Source organism: Salipiger abyssi, assembly GCF_017311415.1.
GTDB classification, from domain to species: domain Bacteria; phylum Pseudomonadota; class Alphaproteobacteria; order Rhodobacterales; family Rhodobacteraceae; genus Salipiger; species Salipiger abyssi_A.
Genome location: NZ_JAEKIS010000009.1, coordinates 81,820 through 97,489, shown reverse-complemented (window position 1 = coordinate 97,489; position 15,670 = coordinate 81,820). Strand labels below are relative to the sequence as shown.

Annotated in this window: 14 protein-coding genes; 10 read left to right on the top strand and 4 right to left on the bottom strand. The window is 65.6% G+C overall.

The genetic code is table 11. From position 1 onward, the window contains the following. Positions 1 to 152: 152 nt before the first annotated feature. Together I6N89_RS13990 and I6N89_RS13985 are read left to right on the top strand one after the other, a co-directional pair. Positions 153 to 1,397 (top strand): sarcosine oxidase subunit beta family protein, encoded by a 1,245-nt coding sequence (locus I6N89_RS13990; protein ID WP_076705611.1) that lies wholly within the window; start codon positions 153 to 155, stop codon positions 1,395 to 1,397. Beyond that, positions 1,394 to 1,930: a hypothetical protein gene (locus tag I6N89_RS13985; RefSeq protein WP_207019055.1), complete on the top strand. Its 537-nt coding sequence runs from the start codon at positions 1,394 to 1,396 to the stop codon at positions 1,928 to 1,930. The genes I6N89_RS13990 and I6N89_RS13985 overlap by 4 nt, the downstream gene beginning before the upstream one ends. A 110-nt stretch (positions 1,931 to 2,040) precedes the next feature. On the opposite strand, the gene I6N89_RS13980 is transcribed toward I6N89_RS13985, so the two are convergent. Beyond that, the gene (locus I6N89_RS13980; RefSeq protein ID WP_236016632.1) at positions 2,041 to 2,460 is read right to left on the bottom strand and encodes a hypothetical protein; all 420 of its coding nucleotides are present in this window, start codon (positions 2,458 to 2,460) and stop codon (positions 2,041 to 2,043) included. 221 nt (positions 2,461 to 2,681) lie between these two features. Between I6N89_RS13980 and I6N89_RS13975 the strand changes: the two genes are divergently transcribed. The 5 genes from I6N89_RS13975 to I6N89_RS13955 all read left to right on the top strand — a co-directional run bounded on the left by I6N89_RS13975 (position 2,682) and on the right by I6N89_RS13955 (position 7,792). Beyond that, positions 2,682 to 2,975, top strand: a complete 294-nt coding sequence (locus I6N89_RS13975) for a hypothetical protein (RefSeq protein WP_207019054.1) — start codon at positions 2,682 to 2,684, stop codon at positions 2,973 to 2,975. A gap of 102 nt (positions 2,976 to 3,077) precedes the next feature. After that, positions 3,078 to 3,401: a sarcosine oxidase subunit delta gene (locus I6N89_RS13970; RefSeq protein WP_207019053.1), complete on the top strand. Its 324-nt coding sequence runs from the start codon at positions 3,078 to 3,080 to the stop codon at positions 3,399 to 3,401. A 67-nt stretch (positions 3,402 to 3,468) separates the two neighbouring features. After that, positions 3,469 to 6,504 (top strand): sarcosine oxidase subunit alpha family protein, encoded by a 3,036-nt coding sequence (locus tag I6N89_RS13965; protein WP_207019052.1) that lies wholly within the window; start codon positions 3,469 to 3,471, stop codon positions 6,502 to 6,504. After that, on the top strand, positions 6,497 to 7,066 hold the full coding sequence (locus tag I6N89_RS13960) for a sarcosine oxidase subunit gamma (RefSeq protein ID WP_207019051.1): 570 nt from the start codon (positions 6,497 to 6,499) through the stop codon (positions 7,064 to 7,066). Before I6N89_RS13965 ends, I6N89_RS13960 begins: the two co-directional genes overlap by 8 nt. A gap of 126 nt (positions 7,067 to 7,192) precedes the next feature. Then, positions 7,193 to 7,792, top strand: coding sequence for a superoxide dismutase (locus tag I6N89_RS13955; protein ID WP_207019050.1), 600 nt, complete (start codon positions 7,193 to 7,195; stop codon positions 7,790 to 7,792). A 103-nt stretch (positions 7,793 to 7,895) separates the two neighbouring features. On the opposite strand, the gene I6N89_RS13950 is transcribed toward I6N89_RS13955, so the two are convergent. Together I6N89_RS13950 and I6N89_RS13945 are read right to left on the bottom strand one after the other, a co-directional pair. Continuing rightward, positions 7,896 to 9,377: an inorganic phosphate transporter gene (locus tag I6N89_RS13950; protein ID WP_207019049.1), complete on the bottom strand. Its 1,482-nt coding sequence runs from the start codon at positions 9,375 to 9,377 to the stop codon at positions 7,896 to 7,898. A gap of 37 nt (positions 9,378 to 9,414) precedes the next feature. Continuing rightward, positions 9,415 to 9,894 (bottom strand): NUDIX hydrolase, encoded by a 480-nt coding sequence (locus tag I6N89_RS13945; protein ID WP_207019048.1) that lies wholly within the window; start codon positions 9,892 to 9,894, stop codon positions 9,415 to 9,417. Positions 9,895 to 10,026: 132 nt separating this feature from the next. Here I6N89_RS13945 and truA point away from each other — a divergent pair, with 132 nt between their 5' ends. Beyond that, positions 10,027 to 10,794 carry a tRNA pseudouridine(38-40) synthase TruA gene (gene truA, locus I6N89_RS13940; RefSeq protein ID WP_207019047.1) on the top strand — a complete coding sequence of 256 codons (768 nt, stop codon included), beginning with the start codon at positions 10,027 to 10,029 and terminating at the stop codon, positions 10,792 to 10,794. A 43-nt stretch (positions 10,795 to 10,837) separates the two neighbouring features. On the opposite strand, the gene I6N89_RS25765 is transcribed toward truA, so the two are convergent. After that, a complete protein-coding gene (locus tag I6N89_RS25765; RefSeq protein ID WP_207019046.1) occupies positions 10,838 to 12,925 on the bottom strand; it encodes a response regulator in 2,088 nt (695 codons plus the stop codon). A gap of 537 nt (positions 12,926 to 13,462) precedes the next feature. On the opposite strand from I6N89_RS25765, the gene I6N89_RS13930 reads away from it, so the two are divergent. Together I6N89_RS13930 and argF are read left to right on the top strand one after the other, a co-directional pair. Next, entirely contained in the window at positions 13,463 to 14,638 is a 1,176-nt protein-coding gene (locus I6N89_RS13930; RefSeq protein ID WP_207019045.1) for an aspartate aminotransferase family protein, read from the top strand. A gap of 102 nt (positions 14,639 to 14,740) precedes the next feature. Further along, entirely contained in the window at positions 14,741 to 15,667 is a 927-nt protein-coding gene (gene argF, locus I6N89_RS13925) for an ornithine carbamoyltransferase (RefSeq protein ID WP_207019044.1), read from the top strand. The last annotated feature ends 3 nt before the right edge of the window (positions 15,668 to 15,670 follow it).

Genomic DNA, 15,670 nt, shown 5'->3' with positions numbered 1-15,670 from the left:
CCATGTATAGATGCAAGGCGGCGGAAAAAAGCCCTCAGAGGCGCGGCCAAATGGCCCTGCGCGCCGCCGGGGGACAGGGTGGTTGCGGTTCGCGCCCGGCTGATGTTGAGTTCTGGTGGTAGGGGACGCGCCTGTCCCGGATTCGAGGCCCGATGAAACGTTACTCCGTCTTTGCCATCGCCCGCGAGGCCGCACGCTATCACACCGGATGGGGCCGCGCCTGGCGCCGCCCGCAGCCGAAACCGCGCTATGACGTGGTGATCGTGGGGGCCGGCGGGCACGGGCTCGCCACCGCCTATTACCTCGGCAAGAATTTCGGCATCACCAATGTCGCGATCATCGAGAAGGGCTGGCTCGGCGGCGGCAATACCGGGCGCAACACCACGATCATCCGGTCGAACTACCTTCAGGATCCCTCGGCGGCGCTCTATGAAAAGGCGCGCTCGCTCTACGAGACGCTGAGCCAGGATCTGAACTACAACGTCATGTTCAGCCCGCGCGGCGTGATGATGCTGGCCCAGACCGAGCATGAGCTGCGTGGCTATCAGCGCACGGTCCATGCCAACCGCATGCAGGGCATCGACACCGAGATGATCTCGCCGCGCGAGGTCAAGCGGCTCTGCCCGATCATGAATATCGACGGCCCGCGCTACCCGGTGCTGGGCGCGCTCTGGCAGGCCCGCGGCGGCACCGCCCGGCACGATGCGGTGGCATGGGGCTATGCGCGCGCCTGTTCCGACATGGGCATGGACATTATCCAGAATTGCGAGGTCACCGCCGTGCAGCGCGACGGCGACCGCGTGACCGGCGTCTCCACCACACAAGGAGACATCGCCTGCGACAAGCTGGGCATCGTGGTCGCGGGCCATTCCGGCGTGCTGGCCGAGATGGCCGGCTTCCGCCTGCCGCTGGAATCGGTGGCGCTCCAGGCGCTGGTCTCGGAACCGATCAAGCCCTGCATGGACGTGGTCGTCATGGCCAATACCGTGCACGGCTATATGAGCCAGTCCGACAAGGGCGAGATGGTTATTGGCGGCGGCACCGACGGCTATGTGAACTACACCCAGCGCGGCAGTTTCCAGCATATCGAAGAGACCGTGCGCGCGCTGGTCGAGACCTTCCCGATGATCTCGCGGCTGAAGATGCTGCGGCAATGGGGCGGCATCGTCGATGTGACGGGCGACCGCTCGCCGATCCTGTCGAAAACCCCGCTCGAGGGCTGTTTCATCAATTGCGGCTGGGGCACAGGCGGGTTCAAGGCGATCCCAGGCTCGGGCTGGGGCTTTGCCGAGCTAATGGCGAAGGGGCATTCGCCGCTCACCGAGGCGTTCGGGCTCGACCGCTTCCGCGAGGGGCGGTTCATCGACGAAAGCGTCGCGGCGGGGGTGGCGCATTGAGGATATTCTATTTCGGTGAAGATCTACTTGATCTGCTTGTAGCCAAGGCTCTCGCGCCGCTGGTCAAGTGGCACCTCGCCGCAATGGAAAAGCGCGATGGCGTCGCGGCGTCGCGTCAGAAAGAACAGTTGCAGGCGTTGCATCGACTCTTCGCGCGTGCGGAGGGTGCGCTTTTGGCTTTGATGCCCGTTGTCGCTGTCATAGCCCTTTTGGGCGTCACTTACGTTCTGAGTCAGTCCTGTAGTGACTGGGCATCCCTGCAACGTTTCGGTGTTGTGTGGATCGTTTTGTCATTGCTGATCGTTTTTTGGGAAATAAAAGATACTGACCGTATCGTGCATTTCAAAGCGATCCACAGGCTCTTTGAAGAGCTCCCAAAGGAATGCCGTTTTGATGGAGAGGACGAACTCTATAAAAGCTCGGTTTCTCATTTTCTCAAATTTCGGAAGGGGGTGGAATTGCTCTCCGTTCTGATCGGAACTTTGATGACCGGATACGGTGATTTGATACTCGGAAAGGTCCGGGCATGCTAAGGGGCACGCCGCTGTTCCATCCCAACAACGGTCATAATATCCCCGGCGCCAGGACGGGGAATCGTGTGATCCGATGGTGCTTCGACCGGCATAGCGCCAGCGGGGATCCGTCACTTGCCGCCGATCGCCCGCTTCATCTGGAACGGCGCCGGCGCCACCAGCCCCACGAGGCCGGCCAGTGCGCCGTGGCCGTCATTGCAGGGCGGGTGCCAGCTATGGATGAATTCCTGCGCGATCATTGCCCTGTCCTCGGGACGCGCCAGCGCCAGCCCGCCGATGGTGTCGAAGCCCATGGCCTCGGCGCGCTCCCACGGGCCGCCCGGGCGTCGGTCCTCGATCATCTGGCGGCCCATGGCGCCGGTCTCGCCCGCATAGAGCACCTGCGCCTGCACCGAGCGCCCCTCGGGCGCGCGCAGGAACAGGTAAACCGCGCCGGTATCGGTAAAGACGGTATCGCGCGAAAACAGCTCCACCGGATACTGCCGCCCGCGATGACTCGTCAGTGTCAGGGTCATCAGTCTGCCCATCATTCTGCCCTTTCTTGTTGCCTCGCCGTTAGCGTAAGCGGCAACGCCCCCCGCACGTTTAACGCAGCGCAAGGCTGGGCAAAAAAGCCCGCGAAAATTCGAAACTGCCCGGAATTTGCGCGAGTATATGGGCGAAATACCGCCAATGGGGCGAAACGCGGATGGAACGGAGCTCCGGCACGGCGCGTTGCCAGTGCAGTTCGAAACTGCACAGGAACGCTCACATGTCCGATCACGCCGATACGCCGCCCCGCAACAACACCACCACGACCACAACCACGACAGGCTCCGGCGGCAGCACCGGGTTGGCCTTCATCGTCGGCATTCTCGTTGTCGTGGTGGCGGTCATCGGCTTTGTCGTGTTCGGCGGTGCCGAGAGCGTGTCCGGCGAGTCCGGCGACGATGTCACCGTCACCATCGAAGGCGCGGGCGACGCGGTCGACGATGCCGGCAACGCGCTGCAAGGTGCGGCCAATGCCATCGAAGGCGCTGCCGAAGAGGCAACCGACGGTCAGTAACGCCGACCTCCCGAAAACATTTTCCCTCATCGGACCCGGCCCCGCGCGGCATAGCGCGGCGGTCGGGTTTTCGCGTTTTGGATCCGGATTAGGAGCCCTTCCATGCTGAGCCTGCATTGTCCCTGCTGCGGCATCGACGCCGCCGAGATCGAGCTTGCCCCCGGCGGCGAGGCGCATCTGAAACGCGAAGGCCCGGGCAGCTCCGACGCCGATTTCGAGACCTATCTCTTCACCCGTGACAACCCGCGCGGCGTGGTGCTGGAGCGCTGGCGCCATGCTTATGGCTGCGGCAAGTGGTTCCTCGCCGCGCGCGACAGCGTGACGATGGAGGTCTACGGCACCTATGCCGCCCAGACCCACAGCCCGCCGCAGGAGATCCTCGACCGCATCGCGCGGCGTCACCCGGACCGGGCACAAAGCGCATGATCCTTCATCTTTCGACAAATACTCCCGCCGGAGGCTCCGCCGGCGCCAGCATCACGAGGTCCGAGCGATGAGCACGCGACTGGCCAAGGGCGGCCGCTTCACCGACCGGTCGAAACAGATCGGCTTCACCTTCAACGGCAAGCGCTTCACCGGCTTCGCGGGCGATACGCTGGCTTCGGCGCTGCTCGCCAACGATCAGATGCTGCTGGGCCGCAGCTTCAAATATCACCGCCCGCGCGGGCTGGTGGCCTCCGGCGCCGAAGAGCCCAACGCGCTGGTGGGGCTCGGGCAGGGCGCGCGGTTCGAACCCGACCAGCGCGCCACCACGACCGAGCTCTTCGACGGGCTGGTCGCCGACAGTCAGAACCACTGGCCGAGCCTGGAATTCGATGTCGGCGAGGTCAACGCGGCCCTGGCGCGTTTCCTGCCGGCGGGGTTCTATTACAAGACCTTCCTCTGGCCGCGCGCCTTCTGGAAACATCTCTACGAGCCGGTGATCCGGCAATCGGCGGGCCTCGGCAAGGCGCCGCATCCGGAGGTGCGCGACGCCGACCGCTACGAGCATTTCCACGCCCATGTCGATCTGCTGATCGTCGGCGGCGGCGTCGCAGGCTTGCAGGCTGCAAAGGCCGCCGGGGCCGCCGGCGCGCAGGTGCTGCTGATCGAGCAGGGCGCCCATTGGGGCGGTCGTGTACCGGTCGATGGCGGCAGCATCGACGGCATGGCCCCCGAAGACTGGGTGACCAAGACCGTGGCCGAGTTGGAGGCGATGGACAATGTGCGCCTGCGCCTGCGCTGCATGGGGGCGGGCGTCTACGATCACGGCTATGCGCTGGGCTATGAGCGCGTCACCGATCACAAGCCCGGCGCCAGGGGGCCGCGCCACAGGCTCTGGCGCATTCGCTGCAAGCAGATCCTTGCCGCCACCGGCGCCATCGAGCGTCCGCTGAGCTTTGCCGGCAACGATGTGCCGGGCGTCATGCTGGCCTCGGCGCTGCGCGATTATGTGGTGAATTACGGCGTTTCCGCCGGCGACCGCACCGTGGTGGTGACCAATAACGATGACGGCTACCGCACCGCCATCGCGCTGAAACAGGCCGGGCTCGATGTGCCAGCCATTCTCGACGCACGCCCGCTGGGCGGCGGCGCGCTGATGGGGGAGGCCAGGGCGCTGGGCATCCGGGTAGAGCCCGGGCGCGGCATCGCCAAGGTGCTGGGCGGCAAGCGTGTGACGGGCGTGGCCACCTGCCTTCAGGCCGGCGAGGGCGCGGTGCTGGAAGAAATCCCCTGCGACGCGGTGGCGATGTCCGGCGGCTGGTCGCCGGTGGTGCATCTGTGGTCGCATTGCGGCGGCAAGCTTGCCTGGGACGAGGCCGGCGCCTTCTTCCGCCCCGATCCCTCCCGCGCACCCACCGGTGCCGACGGCGCGCCCTTCGTGAGCGTGGCCGGGGCGGCGAACGGCGCGTTCCACCTTTCCGACACGCTGGCCGAAGCCGAGAAGGCCGCGGTCGCGGCCGCCGAGGCGCTGGGCCATAAGGCCAGTGAGGCCGCGCCGCAGGCCGAGGCCACGAAGGAGGCGCCGCTCGCGCCCGTCTGGCTGATGCCGCAGGGCGCCCATGCCGGGCTGCGCATGAAGGCGTTTCTCGACTACCAGAACGACGTCAAGGTTTCCGACGTGCAGCTCGCCGCGCGCGAGGGCTACGAAAGCGTTGAACACACCAAGCGCTACACCACGCTGGGCATGGCGACCGATCAGGGAAAGCTTTCTAATATCAACGGTCTGGCCGTTCTTTCTGATGCGCTCGGCACACCGGTGCCGCAGGTCGGCACGACCACCTTTCGCCCGCCTTACACGCCGATCAGCTTCGGCGCCATCGCCGGCGAGGCACGGGGCGAGATCTTCCAGCCGCTGCGCCGCACGCCAATGCATGACTGGCACGAATCGAACAATGCCGCCTGGGAGCCGGTCGGCCACTGGCGCCGCCCGTATTGCTATCCGCGCCCGGGCGAGACCAAGCACGATGCCGTCAAGCGCGAGATTAAGTCTACGCGGCAAAGCCTTGGAATTCTTGATGCATCGACGCTTGGCAAGATCCTTGTCAAAGGGCCGGACGCGGGCAGATTCCTCGACATGATGTATACCAACATGATGTCGACCCTACCGGTGGGCAAATGCCGTTACGGGCTGATGTGTAGCGAAAACGGCTTTCTGATGGATGACGGCGTCGTCGTGCGCCTCAGCGAGGATAGCTGGCTTTGCCACACCACCTCCGGCGGCGCCGATCACGTCCACGCCCATATGGAAGACTGGCTGCAATGCGAATGGTGGGACTGGAAGGTTCTCACGACCAATCTCACCGAGCAATACGCCCAGATTGCCGTGGTCGGTCCCAATGCCCGTAACCTTCTGGAAAAGCTCGGCGGCATGGATGTCAGCAAGGAAACGCTGCCCTTCATGCAATGGGCCGACGGGACGCTCGCCGACACGCCGGTGCGGGTCTACCGGATCAGCTTCTCCGGTGAACTCAGCTACGAGATCGCTGTGCCCGCCAACCGTGGCCGCGCCTTCTGGGGCAAGCTGCTGGAGGCCGGGGCGGAGTGGAACATCACCCCCTACGGCACCGAGGCGCTGCATGTGATGCGCGCCGAAAAGGGCTTTATCATGATCGGCGACGAGAGCGACGGCACGGTGATCCCACAGGATCTCGGCCTCTCCTGGGCGATCTCGAAGAAGAAAGAGGATTTCCTCGGCAAGCGCGCCCAGGCGCGCGAGGACATGGCGCGCGGCGACCGCTGGCAGCTCGTCGGGCTGGAGACGCTCGACGGCACGGTGTTGCCGGACGGCGCCTATGCCATCGCGCCGGGGCGCAACGCCAACGGACAACGCAACGTTCAGGGCCGTGTGACCTCGACCTACTGGTCGCCGACGCTGGAAAAGGGCATCGCCATGGGCCTGGTCAAGCACGGGCCCGAGCGCATGGGCGAGGTGCTGGCCTTCACCGCCGAAGATCAGGACCCGACCGATGAGAAGCCTTCGGTGGTCGAGGCGCGCATCGTCAGCCCGGTCTTCTACGATCCGGAAGGGGAGAAACAGAATGTCTGAGGTCATGGCCCCGATGCAGGGCGCCCATAGCGACGGGCTGGTCGAGATCGAGGCGCTGCCGCCGCTGGGCCAGATCGCCCTGCGCTGCGAGTTTTCCGACGATTACCGCGCAAAGCTCACCGGGCTGCTGGGGCTCGGCTTTCCCGAGCCGCTCAAGGCTACGGCGGAGGGCGAGCGCGCGCTGCTCTGGATGTCGCCGGACGAGCTCTTGCTCCTGCTGCCCTATGACGAGGTGCCCGGGATGCTGGCGCGGCTTGAGGAGACCTTTCCGAACTGGATCCTGCTCGCCGCCGATGTCTCCGACATGCGGGCGCATTTCCGCCTGCGCGGCCCGCATCTGCGCGACGTGCTGTCAAAGATCACCCCCGCCGACATGGCGCCCGGGGCCTTTGCGCCCGGCGATCTCCGACGTTCGCGGCTGGCGCAGGTCGCCGCCGGCTTCTGGCTGCGCGGGCCGGAGGAGGCGCAGGTCTTTGTGTTCCGTTCGGTCGCAGACTATGCCTTCCGCGCGATGAGCGTGGCGGCAGAGCCCGGCGGAGAGGTCGGGTTTCACCCCGCCTGACTGCCCCGGTCACGGGTCGTGGAACATTCCGCATCCCGGTACGTTTTTCCAAGGACTGACTTGACCTCGCGTCCAGCGGGTCTAGGAATGTCGTGCAAATTCACTCAACGCCAAGAGGATATCTCAATGTCGTTCGAACTTCCCGATCTTCCCTATGCACATGACGCTCTCGCCTCCAAGGGCATGTCCAAGGAGACGCTGGAATACCACCATGACATCCACCACAACACCTATGTGACCACGCTGAACAAGCTGGTCGATGGCACCGAGTGGGCGGGCAAGAGCCTCGAAGAGATCGTGACCGGCACCTATGAAGCCGGCGCCGTGGCACAGAGCGGCCTTTTCAACAACGCCTCGCAGCACTGGAACCACACCCAGTTCTGGGAAATGATGGGCGGCGACGAGACCGGCATGCCGTCTGAGCTGGAAGCGGCGCTGAAGGAGGCCTTCGGCACGATCGAAAAATTCAAGGAAGATTTCTCGGCCGCCGGCGCCGGCCAGTTCGGCTCGGGCTGGGCCTGGCTGGTGAAGGACACCGACGGTGCCCTGAAGATCACCAAGACCGAAAACGGCGTGAACCCGCTCTGCTTCGGCCAGACCGCGCTGCTGGGCTGCGACGTGTGGGAGCATTCCTACTACATCGACTTCCGCAACAAGCGCCCGGCCTATCTGGCCAACTTCCTCGACAACCTGGTGAACTGGGAAAACGTCGCCTCGCGCATGTGATCCGCGGGTCATCCCTGTTGAACGCAAACGCCCCGCGCAGTCCGCGCGGGGCGTTTTCATTTGGGGCTGCCGTCTTTGTCCGGGCGCGGCGCGGGCAGAGAGCTCAGAAGCCCAGGCCTTGAAGCAGCCAGAAGCAAAGCGCCGAAAGCAGCGCCGCGGCGGGCACGGTGACCACCCAGGCCGCGACGATGGTCATGAAATGCGACCGCCGCACCAGCTTGCGCCGGGCGCGTTCCTGCCGGGCGATGCGCTGTGCCGCCGGGCGGGTGTCGGCGATGCGGCGGGCGCGGCGCTCCATGTACCATTCGCGGAAGAAGCCGACGCCGAACACCCCGCCCACGGCGATATGGGTGGAGCTGACCGGCAGGCCGAGCCAGGAGGCGGCGATCACCGTCACCGCCGCCGAGAGCGCCACGCAATAGGCGCGCATCGGGTTGAGCTTGGTGATCTGGCTGCCCACCATGCCGATGAGCTTGGGGCCGAAGAGCACCAGACCGAAGGAGATCCCCAGCGCGCCGATCACCATCACCCAGAGCGGAATCGACACCTCGCCCGCGACCTCCGCCGATTGCTGGGCATAGACCACGGCGGCCAGCGGTCCCACGGCATTTGCCACATCATTGGCGCCATGGGCAAAGGACAGGAGCCCCGCCGAGACCACCAGCGGCAGCCGGAACAGCGTCTTGAGCGAGCGGTTGCGGTTCTCCATCCCGCGCGATTGCCGGCGGATGAAGGGCATCGAGATCAGCCAGACCAGAACACCCGCCGCCGCGCCGATCCCCAGCGCCAGCGGCAGGCCGATCTTCATCACATGGCTCAGCCCCTTGATCGAGAGATAGGTGGCGAAGGCGGCGCTCATCACGCCGATCAGCACCGGCACCCAGACCCGCGCGGCGGCGATCTTGTCGGCGACATAGATCACCCGCCACTTGATGAAGGCCAGCATCGCCGCCGCGATCACCCCGCCCAGCAGCGGCGAGATCACCCAGCTTGCCGCGATGGCGCCCATCGTGGGCCAGCTCACCGTGCCGAGCCCCGCCGCCGCGATGCCCGCGCCCATGACCCCGCCGACGACGGAATGGGTGGTCGAGACCGGCGCGCCGATCCAGGTGGCGATGTTCACCCAGATCGAGGCTGAGAGCAGCGCCGCCATCATTGCCCAGACGAAGACCCGTCCGTCCGCCAGCCCCTGCGGGTCGATGATGCCCTTGGAGATCGTCGAGACCACATCGCCGCCCGCCAACAGCGCGCCGGCGCTTTCGCAGATCGCCGCGATGGCGATGGCACCCAGCATCGACAGCGCCTTGGCGCCCACCGCCGGGCCCATATTGTTGGCCACGTCATTGGCGCCGATATTCAGCGCCATATAGGCGCCGAAGGCCGCCGCTACGACCACCGCGAGCCCCTGCGGCTCGCCACCGGTGAAGAGCGCCGCCGCCAGCGCTGCCAGCGTGACGAAGACCAGCGAGACGCCGACCCCGACCAGCGGCCTGGCGCTGTACATGGTGGCGGCCTCGAGGCGCGACAGGCGGTTGAGGTCCTGGTCCAGTGTTTTCCACTGATGGCTGGGGCTGTCCTGTGGCACGGAAAGTGTCGTCCTTGATGGCGCGGGCGCGTGGGGCTCAGCCCCGGCGCTTGCTGTCCGGCAGTTCCGGCAGATCGCGCAGCAGCGCCTTGAGCTGGTCCTCGTCGACCAGCTCGGCGGCCTCCTCGGGCGTCATCCAGCGGCGCTGGCGTTCGCCGGCTTCGGGAAAGGTTTCATAGAGCTTCTCGACCTCGATGGCATAGACATCGACATCGGTCATGATCGGGAGACCGCCGCTCAGCACCTTGTGATAGCGGTAGCGCCCGATGCGCAGGGGCCGGCCGCCGCGCGGCTTCACCCCGGCCTCTTCCCAGGCCTCCTGAAGCGCGGTGCCGCCGCCATCGGTGCCATGGATCGGCCAGCCCTTGGGAATGATCCAGCGTTTCGTCGTGCGCGAGGTGATCATCAGAACCTCGGGACCGGTTTCGCCGTGACGGTAGCAAAGCGCTGCCACCTGAAACCGCGGCGGGCGGCTCAGAACCGGGGCGATGTAGCGTTTCCAGAGACGGGCGAACACAGCAGGGCTACCTAGGGCTTGGTCATGGATCGGCGCTGTGTAGTGAAACTGTTACAATTTCTCAACCCGTCCCGGCACGGATGCGCAAGGGTGGGGATTGCCGGACACGGACGGAGGGGCTAAGGGGCGGATATGCCCAGATACGCGCTTTTGGTGGAATATGACGGTCGTCCCTTTGCGGGCTGGCAGCGGCAGGCGGATCAGCCCTCGGTGCAGGGCGCGATCGAGGCTGCGCTGGCAAAGCTTGAACCGCGCGACCACACGATTGCCGCCGCCGGGCGCACCGATGCGGGCGTGCATGCGCGCGGGCAGGTGGCCCATTGCGACATGGCGAAGGACTGGGATCCGTTCCGGCTCTCCGAGGCGCTGAACTTTCACCTCAAACCCGCGCCGGTGGCGATCCGCGCCTGTGTCGCGGTGGATGACGACTGGCACGCGCGGTTCTCGGCGGTGGAGAGGCGCTATCTCTTCCGCCTGCTCGTGCGCCGCGCGCCCTGCACGCTGGAGGCGGGGCAGGTCTGGCGGGTGATGAACCCGCTCGACCTCGGGGCGATGCGGGCGGGGGCCGCGCATCTCATCGGTCTGCACGATTTCACCACCTTCCGCTCGACCATGTGCCAGGCGGCCTCTCCAGTGAAGACGCTGGACGAGATCCGTATCGCGCAGGTCGAGACCGGCGCGGGCACGGAGTTCCACTTCTCGCTCCGCGCCCGCAGCTTCCTGCACAATCAGGTGCGCAGCATCGTGGGCACGCTGGAGCGGGTCGGTGCGGGGAGCTGGGCGCCGGAGGAGGTGCAGACGGCGCTGGAGGCCCGCGCCCGCGCTGCCTGCGGGCCGGTCTGCCCGCCGCACGGGCTCTATCTGATGGGGGTGGGGTATCCGCAGGCGGTATTCGGCTGAGACGAGGTGAGGCGGGGCGTTTCCTCGCGCATCCCGACCCGGATCAGCTATCCTGCGACGATTTCGGTATCGAGGCCACGACCTCGCGCAGCACCTGCCAGTTGATCGGCTTTTGCAGAAAGCGCTCGCCGCTTTCGCGTTCCAGTTTCTGGCGGGGAGATTCGTAGCCCGACATCAGGATGACATGTATCCCGGGATACTCCGCCCGGATCCTGCGCGATAGCGCGCCGCCCTGGATCGGGCCGGGCATGGCGAGGTCGGTGATGACCAGGTCGGGCCGGTAACCGCTTTGCAGCAGATCGAGCGCCTCCTGGCCCGAGGCGCACAGCTCGACCTCGTGCCCGTCAAGGGTGAGCTGGCGCATCATGACCTGCTGCACCTGCGCCTCGTCCTCCACCACGAGGATCCGCCGCACGAGCCCGAGCGTTGCGCTTTGCAGATCGGTGTCCGCCGCGACATCGACCGCTCCGACACAGTCGGCAAGCGGGAAGGCCATCTTGACCACCAGCCCGGCGCCTTCCGCATTTTCCAGCGACAGACCGCCGCCGGATTGCCGGCAAAAGCCCGAGGCGACCGAAAGGCCCAGCCCGGTTCCCTCTCCGACCGGCTTGGTGGTAAAGAACGGGTCGGTTGCGAGCGCCAGCGTCTGCGGCACCATGCCCGGCCCGCTATCTGCAACCGCAACCACCGCAAAAAGGCCCGGCCAGAGTTCTTCCTGGGTCGCGAAGCCGGTCACGTTGTCCTGACCGTGCCGTTCGATCGCGGTGGAAAGCTTGATACGACCGCCATCGGGCTGGGCGTCGCGCGCGTTGATGAGAATATTCAGCAGCGCCTGGCGAAAGCCCGACTCGTCCACATGGATCACCGCCTGCGGCGCGGCGAAGCGCAGGTCGACCGTGATATTGGCCGGGCAGAGCCGCTCGAACATCCGCACCGCCTCGCGCGCCAGCTCGTCTATGTGCGCATCGGAGGGTTTGAGCCGCGACTTGCGGCCATAGGCCAGAAGCTGGCCGGTGAGTTGTGCCGCCTGGTTCGCGGCGCTGATCGCCTCGGCGACATAGAGGTCATGGGCCTGCTGGTCCTTGTCGTTTTGCAGCAGTTCCAGATTGCCGACAATGACCGCGAGCGTGTTGTTGAAATCATGCGCGACCCCGCCGACCAGCCGGCCCAGCGACTCGATCCTCTGGCCGCGTTCCATGGCCAGCTCCACGGCCTGCCGTGCCCGTTCGCTGTCGCGCCGCCGGCGTTCCGCCTCTGCGGTCCGGCGCTCGGAGAGATTCACCAGATGGGCGAAATATATGGCCGCGCTGGCGGTCACGGCGATCATGACATATGTCAGGACCGCGGCACGGAGATCGGGAGACAGCATGTTCCGGCGCGAGGCGATCAGCGCCAGCTCGGTCAGCGCCACCGGCCCGAGCACCAGAACGGGCAGCAGCCGGCGCAGCATCTGGCTGCCGCGTTCCGGCGCGGTGACGACCCGCATCCAGCCGGTCTCCGGGATCAGCAGAAGCAGCGCGAGAAAGAGCAGCATAAAGCTCGCCGCCGTATGCAGCGCCATTTTCGTATAGATCGGATTGGAAAATAGCGCCTCGGCATTGAAGATATAGCCCAGCAGCGGAATCGCCACGGCACTCAGCCCGAGTGTCGCGGACATCAACGTGATAAAATCGCCGCGATATATAAAATGGCCGAATAGCAGGCAGGCCGCCACCGAAAGGCTGGCCACCGCCGTACCGATCGACATGGCATCCGGCCCGAAATCGAAGGCCGGCACCACATAGGTCAGAAGAACGATGATCGGGATCACCGCGCCGCAGGCCGAGCTGATTGCCGAAAACCTGCCGTCCCGCTGTGTCTTTGCCACGGTTCCGGCGCTGCCCAGAAGCAGGCAGATTGCCGTGCCGGGAACCATCGCCGGATAGTCGGGCCGCAACCGTACAAAAAAGTCGATGCCGACAAGCCAGCCGAGGAACAGGTCCAGCAGCGCAATCGCGGCGCAGACCCCCGCAAGCCCTATCGACCAGGTCCGAAAGTCCGGATCCGCACTGGCTTTTCTTTCGATAGCGTCGGCCCTCCTCTGAATTGAGACGATCCCGCAATGCTGGGATGACAGGGCGGAAAGCGCCACCGGTCATTCGCCATGTCCGGCGCAGAGTATGGCGCGAAATTCTTTGGTAATTATTCGTATATAAAAAGGAATTTTATTTCAAGTCTAATTGGGCATTGTCGAATTTCCTGCGGGATATGGGGAATATCCACATTTCCCGAACTGCGCGGGCAGGCCGGGGTGTCGCCTGTGCCGCCGCGTTGCGGATATGGCGCAAATACGGGGCGGTCCGCGGCAATCACGTAGGTCGTCTTTCGCAGCGGCGAGGGGCCGGTACAGGGGCGGCGGCCTTGCCGAACATTACCATCATCCGCCGCGAGCCTGCATTGGAATGGCCCGCATGGCCGGCTCTGCCCTGTCAGACCCCCTTGCCAATTCCCGCCGATCCTGTATCAGCACATCCCATGACGCACGCGACCCGAATCCGACGAGCCTGAGCGCTCCTCTTTCCCGCCTCCCGCAAGGGACGGCGCCCCGTTGCACGTCACAATCCCATAAAACTTGACTTGGCCCCAAGCCCTTGGCACCTATCGGGCCTCCTATGCTGAGGATTTCTCAATGATCCCGTCCGTCCTGCCCACCTATACCCGCGCGCCCCTGCACTTCGTGAAGGGCGAAGGCTCCTGGCTGGTGGAGGAAGACGGGCGCCGCTTCCTCGATCTGGGCAGCGGCATCGCGGTGAACGCGCTGGGCCATGCCCATCCCGCGCTGGTCGCGGCGCTGACCGAGCAGGCGGGCAAGCTCTGGCATGTCTCGAACCTCTACGAGATCCCGCAGCAACAGGCGCTGGCCGACAAGCTGGTGGGGGCGACATTCGCCGACACGGTCTTCTTTACCAATTCCGGCACCGAGGCCTGCGAGCTGGCGGTCAAGATGGCGCGGAAATACTGGTATGACAAAGGCCTGCCCGAAAAGACCGATATCATCGCGTTCAGCGGCTCGTTCCATGGCCGGTCCTCGGCGGGGATCGCCGCCGCCGGTTCGGAGAAGATGGTCAAGGGCTTCGGCCCGCTGCTGCCCGGCTTCAAACATCTCGACTGGCGCGATTTCGACGCGCTGAAAGACGCCATCGACGACAATACCGCCGCCGTGCTGCTGGAGCCGATCCAGGGCGAGGGCGGCATCCGGCCGCTGCCCGACGACGAGCTGAAGGCGATCCGCGCGCTTTGCGACGAAAAGGGCTGCCTGCTGGTGCTCGACGAGGTGCAGTGCGGCATGGGCCGCACGGGGCGGCTCTTCGCCCATGAATGGGCGGGGATCGTCCCCGACATCATGATGGTGGCCAAGGGCATCGGCGGCGGCTTCCCGCTGGGCGCGGTGCTGGCCACCGAAGAGGCGGCCTCCGGCATGACCGCCGGCACCCATGGCTCGACCTATGGCGGCAACCCGCTGGGCTGCGCCGTCGGCTGCGCGGTGATGGATCACATCGCCGAGCCGGAGTTTCTGGCGGAGGTCAACCGCAAGGCCGGCTTCCTGCGGCAGAAGCTCGAAGGGCTGGTCGCGGCGCATCCCGACATCTTCGAGGAGGTGCGCGGCTCTGGCCTGATGCTGGGGCTCAAGGTCAAGCCGGCCCCGGCGGATTTCGTCAAGGCCGGTTACGAGGCGCTGGTGATCACCGTGCCCGCCGCCGACAATGTGGTCCGCCTGCTGCCGGCGCTGACGATCTCGGATGACGAGATCGCCGAGGCCATCGCCCGTCTCGATGCCGCCGCCTCCGCGCTGGAAACCGCCTGAGCGTTTCCATTGGCTCTAAATATCCCGGGGGAATGCCCCCGGACCCGTTCCGGGGGCAGGGGGCAGCGCCCCGCCACCCCCTCCGAAAAAAGCGATACGATCATGAACCATTTTCTGGACATCCACAAAACCGACAAGACTGCCCTGCGGGAGATCATCGACAGCGCCAGGGCGATCAAGACCGCCCGCAACGGTCGCCCCAAGGCCGCCAAAGACGACGATCTGCCGCTCAAGGACCATATGGTCGCGCTGATCTTCGAGAAACCCTCCACCCGGACGCGCACCTCCTTCGACGTGGGTGTGCGCCAGATGGGCGGGCAGACCATGGTGCTCTCGGGCAGCGACATGCAGCTCGGCCATGGCGAGACCATCGCGGATACCGCGCGGGTGATGTCGCGCTTTGTCGACATGATCATGATCCGGACCTTCGACGAGAGCGTGCTCACCGAGATGGCGGAATACGCCACGGTGCCGGTGATCAACGGGTTGACCGACCGCACGCATCCCTGCCAGATCATGGCCGATGTGATGACCTTCGAAGAGCATCGCGGCCCCATCGCCGGCAAGAAGGTGGTGTGGTGCGGCGACGGCAACAATGTCTGTGCCTCCTTCCTACACGCGGCGGGACAGTTCGGCTTCGACCTCACCTTCACCGGCCCGGTGCAGCTCGATCCCGAGATGGAATTCGTCGGGCTGGCGCGCAACGCTGGCAGCACCGTCACCATCGAGCGCGATCCGTTCAAGGCGGTCGAGGGCGCCGATCTGGTGGTCGCCGATACCTGGGTCTCGATGCATGATGCGCAGAGCGCCCGCGAGCGGCGCCACAATATGCTGCGGCCCTATCAGGTGAACGAAAAGCTGATGGAGGCGGCGGGCAAGGACGCGCTCTTCATGCATTGCCTGCCGGCGCATCGCGGGGAAGAAGTGACCTCGGAGGTGATGGACGGGCCGCAATCGGTGATCTGGGACGAGGCCGAGAACCGGCTGCACGCGCAAAAGGCGATCATGCGCTGGTGCGTGGGCGGCTGAGCC